Source organism: Vibrio parahaemolyticus (assembly GCF_900460535.1).
Classification (GTDB): domain Bacteria; phylum Pseudomonadota; class Gammaproteobacteria; order Enterobacterales; family Vibrionaceae; genus Vibrio; species Vibrio parahaemolyticus.
Genome location: NZ_UHIL01000001.1, coordinates 1843928 through 1858160 on the forward strand (window position 1 = coordinate 1843928; position 14233 = coordinate 1858160).

Sequence of the window (14233 nt, forward strand, 5' to 3'; positions counted from 1 at the left end):
ATGTCACGTTAATGACCGGAATTTGGTGTTTGCGGATACAAAAAAGCCTCGCATTTACGAGGCTTTTTCTAATAAGTTAACTCACCTACTCGTTTGAAGAGCAATTCAAATTAAGCAGTACCAGTTCACGAAGAGCTACCGAGAATTTGGCAAATTCATGTACAGAACCGACTTTGAACTCATTAAGGATGCTTTCCCAACGATGAAGTGATTGTTCGTTTGCTTCCATCCACTCTTCAAGCGCTTGCATTACATCAAGATCTTCGTTTGCACACGCACAGTTGAGAACTTGCGCTGTCAACTGACGTTGTTGCCAATCTAGGTCTTCACGGAATGCTGCGCGAGCTAGAGCTTGCCAGTTGTTGTCGACAGCTTGGCTATTGATTTGTTTCAAGAACCAGTGCAACGACAAGCGATCGCCAAGGTTGAAGTATAGCTTCGATGCTTGTTCAACCGTTTTGCCGGTTTCACTTGCAACCGATGAAATATCCAGTGCCGATTGAAGGCTCGATAGACGTGCTACTTGATGGGCGAGTTTTTCTTCTACCCCACGCTCCATCCATTTTTGAGCCAACTCATTGTGCTCTTCCACTTCAGATTCAACCAGCATGCTATCAAGAGTTTCAGTAATGACATTCACATCTTGTTTGTAGATTGCAATCAACTCACCAACGGTAGATTTACCGCTGCGATTACGCAGTAACCAACGAGCAATACGACGTAGTGCGCGGCGTACGTAGAACATGATCTCGTACTGCGCATCTGCCGTTGCAACGTTGTCTAACGCGCGAGTTTGCTTAAGAATTTCAGCAAGATCAAATATTTCACGAGCTGCACTGTAAGCGTTTGCAATATCAACAACACTTGCGCCCGTTTCTTCTTGAAGACGAGTGACGAAGTTACAGCCCATTTCGTTAACCATTTGGTTTGCTAGCGCAGTCGCGATAATTTCTGCACGTAACGGATGGTTAACCATTTGATCTTTATAGTTACGGCGTAACTCACTTGGGAAGTACTCAACCAGTTGTTTTGCATGGAATTCATCATTTGCAATGTCATCCGTCACGAGCTGCTGTTTCAGAACCATTTTGCCGTAAGCGACAAGCACCGATAGCTCTGGACGAGTAAGACCTAGACCCTGTTTTTCGCGTTCCAGCAACGTTTCATCATCAGGAATGTACTCAAGTGCACGGTCCAAGTACCCTGCTTTCTCCATTGTGTGGATGAAACGAATCTGTTCTTTAACGATGCCAACGCCTTGTTGCTCTGTCACTGAAATGGACTCAGATTGACGGTATGCATCATCCAGAACGATTTCACCGACCTCTTCTTCCATAGATTCAAGAATTTGGTTGCGTTGTTTAACGGTAAGATCGCCATTTGAAACCAGTCCGTTCAAGAAGATCTTGATGTTTACTTCGTTATCCGAGCAGTCTACACCGCCCACGTTGTCAACAAAGTCGGTGTTAACTCGACCACCGTTTAGTGCGTACTCGATACGACCAAGCTGAGTCATACCTAAGTTACCACCTTCACCAACCACTTTTGCACGCAGCTCACGACCATCAATACGAAGCAGGTCATTTGCGCGATCACCAACGTCTGTATGTGTTTCAGTCGAAGCTTTAACGTAAGTACCGATACCACCGTTCCAAAGTAGATCCACTTTCATTTTTAGGATCATTTTAATCAGATCGTTTGGTGCTACGGATGCCTTCTTGGTGCCCAACATTTTTTGGATTTCAGGCGTTAGTTGGATCGATTTCGCACGACGTGAGAACACGCCACCACCTTGCGAGATCAACTCTGCGTTGTAATCTTCCCAACTTGATCTTGGAAGATTAAACAAGCGGTTACGCTCTTCCCAGCTGGTAGCTGAATCTGGGTTCGGATCAATAAAGATGTGCATGTGGTTAAACGCAGCTTGTAAACGAATGTGCTTAGATAGCAGCATACCGTTACCAAACACATCACCAGCCATATCGCCTACACCGATTGCGGTAAAGTCAGTCGTTTGACAGTTGATGCCCATTTCACGGAAATGACGTTTAACTGATTCCCAACCACCTTTTGCAGTGATACCCATTGCTTTGTGGTCGTAACCGTTTGAACCACCAGAAGCAAACGCATCGCCAAGCCAGAAGTTGTATTCTGCTGAGACTGAGTTCGCCAAGTCAGAGAATGTCGCCGTGCCTTTGTCGGCAGCAACCACTAGGTATGGGTCGTCTTCATCGTGACGAATTACGTTTTGTGGTGGAATCACCTCGCCTTCAATGATGTTGTCAGAAACATCAAGCAATGCGCGAATGAACTGTTTATAGCAGCGTTGACCTTCTGCAAAGATTTCATCACGAGTGGTCAGAGACGGCTGACGCTTACAAACGAAACCACCTTTCGCCCCAACTGGAACAATAACGGTGTTCTTAACTTGCTGAGCTTTTACAAGACCAAGAATTTCTGTACGGAAATCTTCTTGACGATCTGACCAACGTAAGCCACCACGTGCAACTTTACCGCCACGAAGGTGAACACCCTCAATGTCTGGCGCGTAGACGAAAATCTCAAAAGCAGGAACTGGCTGAGGAATCTCTGGGATTTCGCTTGGTTTCATCTTCAAAGATAGCCAAGGCTTCGACTGCTTGTTTTCGTCCAACTGGTAGTAGTTAGTACGCAACGTTGCCATGATCATATCCATGTAACGACGAATAATACGATCATCATCTAGGCTTTCTACACGATCCAGTTGTTCAGTCAGCTTCTTAATCAGATCACTTTGGCCTTTTTCGCTGCCTTTATGTTTTGGATCGAAACGTTTAGCAAATAGGTTAACCAAGCCAGTAGCTAAATCAGGGTAATGGTTTAGTGTATCTTCAATGTATTGTTGGCTGAATGGGAAACCAACTTGACGCATGTAGCGCGCGTAAGCACGTAGAATCGAGATTTCACGACCAGATAACGAAGCACCCAGTACCAAACGGTTGAAACCATCACTTTCTAGATCCCCAGCCCAAATCGCTGCAAATGCTTGTTGGAAACGATCACGAGCTTCGCGAAGATCAACTGTTTTTTCGCTCTTATGCAGCATCGAGAAATCTAGGATCCAGAACGTCTGGCCATTGTTTTTCTCGATCTCGTAAGGAGATTCACCAATCACGCGTAGACCCAAGTTTTCCAACATTGGCATTACGTCTGATAGATGGATTGGCTCGTCACGATGGTAAAGTTTTAAGCGAACCGCTTTCGAATCCGTTGCAACTTCCTGCGGACGGTAGAAAAGCATGCCAAGTTTGTTGTCGTCACTCAGTGCTTCAAGGCGCTCAATGTCTGCCACAGCAGAACCAGGCATCATGTCTTCTTTGTATGAACGAGGGAACGCGCTCATGTACTCTTTCGATAGTGGTAGACCTTTGCTTTCACCAAAGTTAGCAATGATCGACTCTTTTAATCTGTCGTCCCAAGAGGTAGAAACTTCCATTAAATTCTGCTCGATTTTTTTCACGTCTACATCAATGTTGTTATTGTCTACACGAACAATGTAATGCGTTCTTGCCAATGGGCTTTCAGAGAAGAACGTCGTAAATTCAACTTCTTGTTCACAGCCAAAATACTGCTTGAGAATGCGTTGAGTTTGGCGGCGGAGTTCCGTGTTGTAACGGTCTTTCGTTACGTACACCATGCAGCTGAAGAAACGACCGAACGGGTCTTTACGTACGAACAAACGTAGTAAATCACGGTCTTGCATTTGTACTACGCCCATGCCGACTTCAAGCAAATCTTCTTCGTTCGCTTGTAGCAGTTCATCACGTGGGTAATTTTCAAGAATATTATGCAGAGCTTTGTAGGAGTATGAGCCGCGGCGGTAACCACTTGCTTCCAAGATACGATCTACTTTTTCTCGAATTAGAGGAATGCTGTGAACAGCTTGGTTATATACCGCGGATGTGTACAAACCAGTGAAGCGGTGCTCGCCAATTACTTTGCCATTTTCATCAAACTTTTTGATGCCGATGTAGTCAGTGTAAGCAGGACGGTGGATACGAGACGCTTGATTGCCTTTCGTAATGATCAAAGCATAAGGTTTTTTCGCTTCTAGTCTTGCAGAATCAGACAATTCAGACAATTTAACGCTGCGAATGCGCTTTTCATCAGCAAACAGGCCTAGGCCTTTTTCTTTTGCTGGTCGTAGTTCCGTATCACCGTTTATTTCCGCTAAGTCATAATCTTTGTAACCCATAAAGGTAAAGTTATGATCACCGAGCCAACGTAAAAATGCGATGGTTTCATCCAAACGATCGGTTTTCATCGAAACACGATCTTTGTTTTTTTCAAGATCATCTGTAACGATCTTGAGTTTGTCGACCATTGGCTGCCAGTCATTAACGACTAAGCGTGTATCAGACAGGATGTTCAATAACTCTTCTTTAAGAGCTTGCATCTCTTCTTTACTTGTTAGGCGGTCAACTTCGATGTGGAATAGTGATTGAAGAACACCACCCTCACCGTTCACTTCTGTTACTTGGCCTTTTTTATCACGCTCTAGCTGAGTTGGATTATTGAGCATTAAATGGCAAACAAGATCTAAGCGCGCTAGCGCCATCTTGATTGAATCCACTAAGAATGGACTATCTGGAACAACAACTTCTACGATTGTGTGTGTGGATTGCCAGCCTTGACGACTTACGGTCGGGTTAAACACGCGGACCGAGATATCTTCTGGTTTTTTTTCGTTTATGTGGTGCCAGAGGCTGACAACAGCACCATAGAGGTCGGATTCGTTTCGCTGAATCAAGTCATCATCAGCAATGTTACTAAATAAGTGTTGAGCAAGTTTGGTTACAAGCGTTTGGTGAGAAAGCTCGAGTTTGTCTTGAATCAGTTGGTAAACCTTTTCAAGCAGAACCGGCACTACATTTTCACGCGCGGTCATATTCACACTCCACATTAGAATTGTTGTTTTGTAGGGGGACTTAGTAACAGGGTTGTTACCCTAGAAACTAAGCATAGGTAATGCATGCACTCATTGTAAAAGCATAATTACAAATGTTTAACAACTATTCGCTGTGGTAGGAGGTGAAATGTCTGATTCTGTGACTAAGATTCCTATTTAACTCTCTGCAAATACAAAGCATCACAGAGTTTCTAACTTTAGAAACTTGTTATTTTGGTCAGTTGTTAGCCTAAATCGCCCTCTTACTCCTAATTGGCTAAGAAATGGTCTAAATTTAGCTGCAGGAAGTTGTAGCCTTAAGCCGTTGTTTGTTATGACTTGAACGGAACTTGCGGCTCCCGAGTAATGGGACAGAAATGTTTGATAAGGAATATTCAGCGTAAAGTAATAGTGCTTCATGAACTAGAAACGTTGCAGTAGATACAATTAGGGTGGTCATTGCGACCACCCTATTATTTTGGCGACTATTCGTCTAGTGCTTTAGTCACTTTTTCAAACAGGTCTTTGGCAAGGTTGTCCATTGCTTTTAGTTTTTCAAGTTCTGCACGAATCATCGCTTGGCGAGCTTCATCGTATTTACGGAACTTCAGCAGAGGATCAATCATGCGAGATGCAACTTGAGGGTTGGAGTCGTTCAACTGACGAAGAATTTCACCGGCAAATTGGTAACCAGAACCCGATTTGTCGTGGAAACGAACTGGGTTTGCAGCCAAGAACGAGCCAATTAAGCTGCGCGTGCGGTTCGGGTTCTTCAAGCTGAACGCTTCGTGATTCATGGTTGCTTTCACTTTTTCAAGTGCATCTTCTGCTGGGTTAGTCCCCTGCAGTGCAAACCATTTATCCATAACTAAACCGTCATGTTTCCACTTATCGCTGTAATCAGCCATCAGCTCTTCACGACATTCCAGTTGAGAACTATTCGCTGCACTCATAGCTGCAATGGTATCGGTCATGTTATTGGCAGCTTCATACTGCGCTTTAACTAACGTGTTACCTTTGTCTGTATGAGCTAAGAACTGAAGACATTGATTACGCAACGCACGTTTGCCGATTGCTGCATGGTCGATGGTGTATTCGGCTTGTTTTAGCGTGTGGTAAGTGGCACTTAGTTCGTCTTCCAATGCGGCAGAAAGTGACACTGTAATGCTATTTAAAACCGTATCAACTGCATCTACATCAATCTGTTTGTACCAGCCTGTGATTTCATTGATAGATGGCAATGAGAAGACTTGAGCGATAAATGCAGGCTCTAAGTTTTCATCCAATAATACGCCGCGGAATGCATCGATAAGATCTTCTGAAAGTTGAACCTCACTGCCCGTTTGGACATTGTTGACATTTTGTCGAATGTACTTCGCTAATAGCATTTGGCTTGCATCCCAACGAGCAAAATCGTTGGTTGCGTGCTTCATTAGGAAGATCAGTTCTGCGTCGCTGTAATCGTATTTCAATTTAACTGGCGCAGAGAACTCGCGTAACAATGAAGGCACTGGTTGTTCTGCGACATTCTCGAACACAAATGTTTGTTTATCTTGCTTGATGTCCAAAACATTGTGAACTGATTCGCCGTTAATGATCAGTGGGATAATCTGACCTTTCGAATCATACAGCTCGATATCGAATGGAATGTGCAGTGCTTGTTTTTCTGCTTGGTCTTGCGTTGCTTCAGTAAATTGCTCAACTGTTAGCGCGTAAGTTTTGGCTTCAGCGTTGTATTCGCTGTTTACACGAAGTGTTGGTGTACCAGATTGGCTATACCATAGACGGAATTGCTTAAGGTCAACGCCCGTTGCATCTTCCATTGCAGAAACGAAGTCTTCACATGTTGCCGCTGTACCGTCGTGACGCTCAAAGTAAAGCTTCATACCTTTTTGGAAGCCTTCCTCGCCAAGCAAAGTGTGGTACATACGAATCACTTCACTGCCCTTCTCATAAACGGTCAGTGTATAAAAGTTATTCATTTCAATAACTTTGTCAGGACGAATTGGGTGTGACATTGGGCTTGCATCTTCAGCAAACTGAGGGCCACGAATAATGCGCACGTTGTCGATTCGATTTACCGCACGTGAACCTAAGTCAGAAGAAAACTCTTGATCACGGAACACCGTCAAACCTTCTTTTAGGCTCAGCTGGAACCAATCACGGCAAGTCACGCGGTTGCCTGTCCAGTTATGGAAGTATTCATGGCCAATCACAGCTTCAATACCCAAGTAATCTCGGTCTGTCGCCGTTTGGTCATTCGCCAGAACAAACTTAGAGTTAAAGATATTTAGGCCTTTGTTCTCCATAGCGCCCATGTTGAAGAAATCAACCGCCACGATCATGTAAATATCGAGGTCGTATTCTAGACCAAAGCGTTCTTCGTCCCACTTCATTGAGTTGATTAGCGATGTCATCGCGTGACCCGCTCGGTCTAAGTTGCCTTTATCGACAAAGATTTCTAGGTCAACGTTGCGACCAGACATTGTGGTGTATTTATCGCGAAGAACATCAAAATCACCAGCGACAAGCGCAAATAGATAAGCTGGTTTTGGATGTGGATCTTGCCATTGCACCCAATGACGACCGTTCTCTGCTTCGCCTTGTGCAATACGGTTACCATTGCTGAGCAAGTATGGATATGTTGCTTTATCTGCAATGACTTTGGTTGTGTATTTTGCCAGTACGTCTGGGCGATCTAAGTAATACGTGATGCGGCGGAAGCCTTCTGCTTCACACTGTGTACAGAATGCACCACCAGATTTGTACAGACCTTCAAGTGCGGTGTTGGCTTCAGGATCAATTTTAGTGATGATTTCAAGTTCGAACTCAGCAGGTAAGTCAGACAGTACTAGGGACGCCTCTTTTACTTCATGATGCGCCCAATCTTCGCCGTTCACCTTAACTGAACGAAGCTCTAACCCTTCACCATCCAGTTCTAGAGTCGTTGATTCACCCTTTTGAACTACTTTTGATAGTGCAGTAACGATGGTGTCGTTGTCGTAAAGATCAAACGTAAGATCAATCTCAGTAATTGTGTGGGATGGCGCTTGATAATCTTTACGATATTTCGCCTGGGGAGCTTGAGACATGTCCATAAATCCTTGTATGTCGAACTACAAAAATACCAGTTTACAGGTCTCAAACCCTTTAACTGGTATCACGATATAAGCTATTTGTATGGGTTGTGGTATCAGAATACAAGTCTTTCTATAAAAAAACGGAGCTTTTTGATGGTTAGCTCCGCTTTCTGATTAACATTTACTCAACATTACAAGTTTGCCGTATGAATACTCATTTATAGAATCAACAATATGAATGACTCATTGTGTGACTCGGTTGAGTACGGCATACATATCACCACTACTATCTTGGATGGTGAGCTCATTTTCTTTAAGTTTGTACGTTGTGCCCTGCTCGCCGTTTTCATACAAAAGAACTAAATACTCGTCTTCAGTGTAAAACACGCCTTGTTTAACGGACTCTTCACCTGCTTCGTTTGAGACACGGAACAAGAACACGAAGTCAGGCTGCAAAATCAGATCCATGTGGTTAATGTTATTTGCCATCAATCCATCGCCAGAGACATGAGAGCTTGACCAAATACCGGCTAAAGCGTTCGATAACCCTTTAGTAAAAGTGACACCGTTTAAATCCAAGGTATTGTGATTGTTTCGGTAAGCGTAAATTTGGGGCTCATCGGTATTCAATCCAAGAACAATTGTGTCTTCATTGGCGTTATACATACCTTCCCAGTGATCGACAGAATAATCTTTTTTCTGAATATCTATGGAGAATGTGTAATCAGAGCCTAAAGAAAGTTTGATCGCTCGGAAGTTTTCCGCCGATTCGTCGGGCCTCGGATTCATTAAATACCAATCCCCAATCAGAAACGGCGTATCAAAGTGACTAAGATCGTCTTCCTTTGTGTTTTCTCCAGCGAACACGCTTAAGCAGCAAAAGCTAAGCAAAATAAAGAACCATTTCATATCGGCATCCTTATCGTTTTCTTTTAGCTTAGGCATTGGTGCTCTATTTCGCGAAATATTTGATCTATATCACGTAAATTATTGCAGTAAAATAAGCGCACAACCGACTTTGTGCCGTCAACTTTGCAGGTTAAAAGGCATAAAAAAAGAGCGAACCCTTAGGACTCGCCCTTTTTGTACTGAATTGCCAGTGCTTATGACTGTTTTGGTGCTTTAAGCATATCAACCATAATCGCAACAGATTCATCTAAATAAACATCAGGTGCTTCGTAGTCTTTAGGCACATCATCCAAAGATTTGAATGTTTTCTTACCCAAGGCCGTTTGACGTTCATTAATACGTTTCAAACGTAATGCTTCTGCTTTATCTGACTCGTCTTTGCGGACTTTCTCGTTTAGAGACAACATGTTGTCGTCTTTTTCTTTACGATACTTCTCAATGTCTTCGTTTATGAAACGGAATTCCATCTCATCAGCGATTCGCTTATTGTGAAGTTCTGTCAAGTTTGCAATCAACTTGTCGTTATCTGGAAATGTCTGATAAGTCGCCTTATCGATGCTATCCCAAGGCAGAGCATTGTCTTCAACACTTTCACCGGTTTCACTCGGATCAATTGGTGTTGGGTACGCAATGTCTGGCGCTACACCACGGTTCTGAGTACTGCCGCCATCGATGCGGTAGAACTTTTGAATCGTATATTGAACATAACCGAGCTCTTTATCGAAAAGATCGTAGATATGATTCAATGAACGATGCTGCTGAACCGTACCTTTACCAAACGAGTTTTCGCCAAGAATGACGGCGCGGTTGTAGTCTTGCATTGCAGCTGCGAAAATTTCAGATGCCGATGCACTGTAGCGGTTGATTAATACCGTCAAAGGACCATCGTAACTTACCAGTCCGTCGGTATCAGCATTAACTTTGATGCGGCCATAGCTGTCGCGCACTTGTACGACTGGGCCTTCTTTAATGAAGAGGCCAGTAAGTGCTGTTGCTTCAGTAAGAGCACCACCACCGTTGTTACGTAAATCAACGATGATACCGTCAACGTTTTTCGCTTTTAGGTCATTAAGTAGCTTGTCTGTGTCTTGTGAAAGACCGACGTAGAAACTTGGTACTTCAAGAACACCAATCTTCTTGCCGTCTTTCTCAATGATCTCAGACTTAACCGCTCGGTCTTCTAAACGAACTTTGTCGCGCACAATTGTGACAATGTAACTCTTTGCGTCATTACCTTCTGGTAAGATTTGTAGATTAACCTTTGTTCCTTTAGGGCCTTTGATTAATTGAACTACATCATCCAGACGCCAGCCAATCACATCGACAATTTCTTCACCGTCTTGACCAACACCAATGATGCGGTCCCCTTCACCAAGTTGCTTACTCTTAGACGCAGGGCCACCAACTACCAGTGAACGAATAACAGTGTAGTCATCTGTCATTTGCAAAACGGCACCAATCCCTTCAAGAGACAGGTTCATTTCTGATTGGAATTGCTCTGCGTTACGAGGAGAAAGGTAACTAGTATGAGGATCGACCTGTCTTGCGAAGGCGTTCATATAAAGCTGGAACGCGTCTTCATTGTTGGTCTGTGTGATACGCTTCATCGCGTTGTTATAACGCTTCTCTAAAACTTCTTTAATTTCAGGCCATTCTTTGCCCGTCAGTTTTAGATTCAAAGCGTCATATTTCACGCGTTTACGCCACAACTCATTAAGCTCAGCTTCATCCTTTGGCCATGCGGCTTCTGATCGATCTAGTTCAATCTCGTCTGCGTTATCAAACTTGATCTCTTTGTCGAGCAAAGTCATCGCGTAGGCGAAACGTTCAAAACGTTTTTGCATAGAAAGATTGTAAACATCAAAAGCAATCTTGTTGTTACCAGCTTTAAGCTGGTCATCAAGTTCAATTGACCAATCTTTGAAGGAATCGATATCCGCTTGAGTGAAAATATTTCTATTGTAATCAAGCATTTCTACATAGCGTTCAAAGATCGCTTTAGAGAAATCATCGTTTAGATTGAAATGCTTATAATGAGAGCGGGTAAATCGAGAGGTGACTCGTTTGCTGGCTGTTTCGTGCTGAACTTCAGGAGCGAGAACCGGCAAGTCATCTTTATGTAGTTTGGCTTCGAGAGCCTGAGCTGATGCTGCTAGCCATAAGCTAGCAGCAATCAGGGTCACTTTTGAACGGCAATTCATGCGTAGGAGTATCTCCCTTATGCGCGCAAGTGCTCCGCTTTTACAACCATTTGTAGGCCGTTAGCAAGTTGAACACGTACATCATCCTTATTGATTTCAACAATGGTCGCTGCCATGTTTCCTTTGCCCATGTTCACGTTTACTGCATTGCCTACTGTGATTTCATCAGCATTTAGAGCGCGCGTTTCTACAGGCTTAGTTGGTTTTTGTACTTTTGGTTTGTTAGTACGGCGAGGCTGTTGAGGCTTTTTATTAGCCGCTGGTTTTGCTTTCGCCTTACCCTCTTCACGAGCTTTCTGTGCTTGTTCTTTACGACGAGCTTGAACTTTCGCTTTGCTTTCAGCAAGTGTCGCTTTAGCGTGTTCTACGTGTTCTTCTTCTAGTTCACCACAAGGGTTGCCATCTAGGTCAACACGTACCGCACCTGGTTTTACACCGTGTAGGTAACGCCATGATGAAGTGTACTGTCTTAACGCTGCACGAAGCTGAGTTTTGCTTACTTTTTCGTCTTCATTTAGACGTTCCGCAAGATCTTGAAAAATACCAATTTTCAGAGGTTTTGCTTCACCTTCTAAAGTAAAGCACTTAGGGAAACATTCAGCAATATATGCGATAACTTCTTTGCTGTTTTTTAACTTTTCAGTCATGAGGGTTCCTGATTTGAGCGGATTTCCGCGAAGCATTAAGAAAAATATTCTCGTATTATAGTGACATGCCAAGGAAAAACCACACTCGTGGGCTAATTTATGCGTCGTTCGCGTGTGAATTAAGCAGCTTTTCTACTTCTGACATAAAATGAGTGAGACCTTCCTCGTCTGTTTCATTGAATCGACCGATACTTGGGCTATCGATATCCAATACGCCAGCAACTTTTCCATTGATTGAAAACGGAATCACAATTTCAGAATTACTCGCGGCATCACATGCGATATGACCTTCAAATTCGTGAACGTCGTATACTCTTTGAGTAGTATTTGTTTTTGCAGCTGTACCACAAACGCCTCGTCCCATTGGGATACGAACGCAAGCTGGTTTACCTTGGAATGGGCCTAATACAAGCTCATCCCCTTTTGTTAGGTAGAAGCCTGCCCAGTTGAGGTCTTCAAGCTCCATAAATAGTAAAGAGCTCAGGTTCGCCAAGTTAGCGATAAAGTCTGGCTCAGATTCAATTAGGGCTACTGCTTGTTTGGTGAGTCGTTGGTATTGTTCTATGTTCATATTAACTTCCTACTTATTATTAAAGCTTCCATTCTCTTCGTATGGCGCTAAAATGCTGACCTACTTTAAAATAGGACTTATTCTCAATTACAATGATTCCGAAAAATGACACTATTAGCCGTTCTTGGTTGATAACACAAGTTAAAAAGCACAAGTCCAAGCTGATTTTAGCGAACTTGATTGCTATTGTGGCGACCTTGATTAGTGTTCCAATCCCTCTTCTTATGCCATTAATGGTTGATGAAGTGCTATTGGACAAACCTGCCTCTGGTCTTTCTGCCATGAACGCTGTGCTTCCTGAAGCGTGGCATACCCCAACTGGATATATCTTTTTCACGCTTTTTTTAGTTGTGCTCATGCGCGCAGCCAGCCAAGCGTTGAACATTGTTCAAAGTCGTCAATTCACACTGGTATCGAAAACCATTACGTTTGAGATGCGCAGTAAAATGATCGACAAATTGGGTCGAATCAGTATTCGTCAGTACGAAACCAAAGGCAGTGGAGGAATTAACGCCCACCTTATTACTGATATAGAAACCATCGATCAATTTGTTGGTTCGACACTCGCAAAGTTTGTTATCAGCTTTTTGACCGTCATCGGCACCGCTATCGTTCTGCTTTGGCTAGATTGGCGTCTGGGCTTATTTATTCTGCTCGTAAACCCTATTGTCATTTATTTCTCTCGCAAACTTGGCAGTATGGTCAAGCATCTCAAGCGTAAAGAAAACCACTCGTTCGAAATTTTCCAAAACCGACTGGTAGAAACGTTGGATGGTATTTACCAGCTGCGCGCTGCCAATAAAGAGCGCGAATTTCTTCAGCAGCTAAAAGAGAGCGCCAATCAAGTCCGCGTCGATGCTGACAAATACGCCTGGCAATCAGAAGCGGCTGGTCGAGTTTCTTTCTTGCTCTTCTTAATCGGTTTTGAATTATTCCGTGCGGTTGCCATGTTAATGGTGATGTTTAGTGACCTAACAATTGGCCAAATTTTCGCTGTATTTGGTTATCTATGGTTTATGTTGTCCCCTGTTCAAGAGCTTCTTGGAATACAATTCTCTTGGTATAGCGCAAAAGCTGCATTGAAACGTATTAACGACCTTCTAGAGTTGGAAGAAGAAGATAGACCTGTCTCGAAGGTGAATCCTTTCAACGAAACACGCGAAGTCGATGTAAAAATCGAGCATGTGGATTTCTCATATCATAATGAGAACAAAGTGTTGGATGACCTGTCGTTACATATTCCAGCGGGCAAAAAAGTTGCGTTAGTGGGCGCGAGCGGCGGTGGTAAATCAACACTGATTCAACTGCTAATTGGTGTTTACCGACAGAACGCAGGTAGCATTCGTTTTAATGATGAGTTAACAGAAGATATTGGCTTTGAAGTGATCCGCGACAAAATTGCCGTGGTATTACAGCAACCTATACTATTTAACGACACCTTGAGGCATAATCTGACGCTCGGTGGTCACTTTGATGAAATGTCTTTGTGGAGAGCGCTCGAAGTTGCTCAATTACAAGATGTGATTTCTCAACTTAACCACGGTTTGGATACGCAAATTGGCCGCAACGGGATTCGTTTATCCGGCGGACAACGCCAACGCCTAGCGATTGCACGTATGGTGTTAAGCAATCCTCAATTTGTTATTTTAGATGAAGCCACGTCTGCGCTCGATACTGCAACAGAAGCTGCACTACATAAAGCGCTAACAGAATTCCTACGTGGTCGAACAACCTTAATCGTCGCGCACCGTCTATCGGCAGTAAAACAAGCAGATTTGATCTATGTGCTTGAAGATGGGAAAGTGACACAAACAGGAACCCATGGTGAGCTCGTTGAGCAAGAAGGCTTATATCAAACCTTGTACGGGGGCATTCAGTCCCAAGCTTAAACCCTTCTT

At 43.5% G+C, this 14233-nt stretch carries 8 protein-coding genes; 1 reads left to right on the forward strand and 7 read right to left on the reverse strand.

The window, feature by feature from the left end; translation table 11 throughout:
• Positions 1 to 85: 85 nt before the first annotated feature.
• The 7 genes from DYB02_RS09085 to msrC all read right to left on the reverse strand — a co-directional run bounded on the left by DYB02_RS09085 (position 86) and on the right by msrC (position 12335).
• Positions 86 to 4927, reverse strand: coding sequence for an NAD-glutamate dehydrogenase (locus DYB02_RS09085; protein ID WP_029845651.1), 4842 nt, complete (start codon positions 4925 to 4927; stop codon positions 86 to 88).
• A gap of 201 nt (positions 4928 to 5128) precedes the next feature.
• Positions 5129 to 5347: a DUF2835 domain-containing protein gene (locus DYB02_RS09090; protein WP_005494961.1), complete on the reverse strand. Its 219-nt coding sequence runs from the start codon at positions 5345 to 5347 to the stop codon at positions 5129 to 5131.
• Between the two features lie 65 nt (positions 5348 to 5412).
• The gene (gene pepN / locus DYB02_RS09095; protein ID WP_029804566.1) at positions 5413 to 8019 is read right to left on the reverse strand and encodes an aminopeptidase N; all 2607 of its coding nucleotides are present in this window, start codon (positions 8017 to 8019) and stop codon (positions 5413 to 5415) included.
• A 231-nt stretch (positions 8020 to 8250) separates the two neighbouring features.
• Complete coding sequence (locus tag DYB02_RS09100) at positions 8251 to 8916, reverse strand: hypothetical protein (RefSeq protein ID WP_021448557.1); 666 nt, start codon at positions 8914 to 8916, stop codon at positions 8251 to 8253.
• A gap of 194 nt (positions 8917 to 9110) precedes the next feature.
• A complete protein-coding gene (gene prc, locus DYB02_RS09105; RefSeq protein WP_005494952.1) occupies positions 9111 to 11117 on the reverse strand; it encodes a carboxy terminal-processing peptidase in 2007 nt (668 codons plus the stop codon).
• A 17-nt stretch (positions 11118 to 11134) separates the two neighbouring features.
• Positions 11135 to 11764 carry an RNA chaperone ProQ gene (gene proQ / locus DYB02_RS09110; protein ID WP_005458274.1) on the reverse strand — a complete coding sequence of 210 codons (630 nt, stop codon included), beginning with the start codon at positions 11762 to 11764 and terminating at the stop codon, positions 11135 to 11137.
• Between the two features lie 97 nt (positions 11765 to 11861).
• Positions 11862 to 12335: a free L-methionine (R)-S-oxide reductase MsrC gene (msrC, locus tag DYB02_RS09115; protein ID WP_005494950.1), complete on the reverse strand. Its 474-nt coding sequence runs from the start codon at positions 12333 to 12335 to the stop codon at positions 11862 to 11864.
• A 92-nt stretch (positions 12336 to 12427) separates the two neighbouring features.
• Between msrC and DYB02_RS09120 the strand changes: the two genes are divergently transcribed.
• A complete protein-coding gene (locus tag DYB02_RS09120) occupies positions 12428 to 14224 on the forward strand; it encodes an ABC transporter ATP-binding protein (RefSeq protein WP_029804568.1) in 1797 nt (598 codons plus the stop codon).
• The last annotated feature ends 9 nt before the right edge of the window (positions 14225 to 14233 follow it).

Bases quoted from the DNA above. Each gene is read 5' to 3' on its own strand.
- DYB02_RS09085 (WP_029845651.1), bottom strand. From the start codon at position 4,927: ATGACCGCGCGTGAAAATGTAGTGCCGGTTCTGCTTGAAAAGGTTTAC.
- DYB02_RS09090 (WP_005494961.1), bottom strand. From the start codon at position 5,347: ATGAAGCACTATTACTTTACGCTGAATATTCCTTATCAAACATTTCTG.
- pepN (WP_029804566.1), bottom strand. From the start codon at position 8,019: ATGTCTCAAGCTCCCCAGGCGAAATATCGTAAAGATTATCAAGCGCCA.
- DYB02_RS09100 (WP_021448557.1), bottom strand. From the start codon at position 8,916: ATGAAATGGTTCTTTATTTTGCTTAGCTTTTGCTGCTTAAGCGTGTTC.
- prc (WP_005494952.1), bottom strand. From the start codon at position 11,117: ATGAATTGCCGTTCAAAAGTGACCCTGATTGCTGCTAGCTTATGGCTA.
- proQ (WP_005458274.1), bottom strand. From the start codon at position 11,764: ATGACTGAAAAGTTAAAAAACAGCAAAGAAGTTATCGCATATATTGCT.
- msrC (WP_005494950.1), bottom strand. From the start codon at position 12,335: ATGAACATAGAACAATACCAACGACTCACCAAACAAGCAGTAGCCCTA.
- DYB02_RS09120 (WP_029804568.1), top strand. From the start codon at position 12,428: ATGATTCCGAAAAATGACACTATTAGCCGTTCTTGGTTGATAACACAA.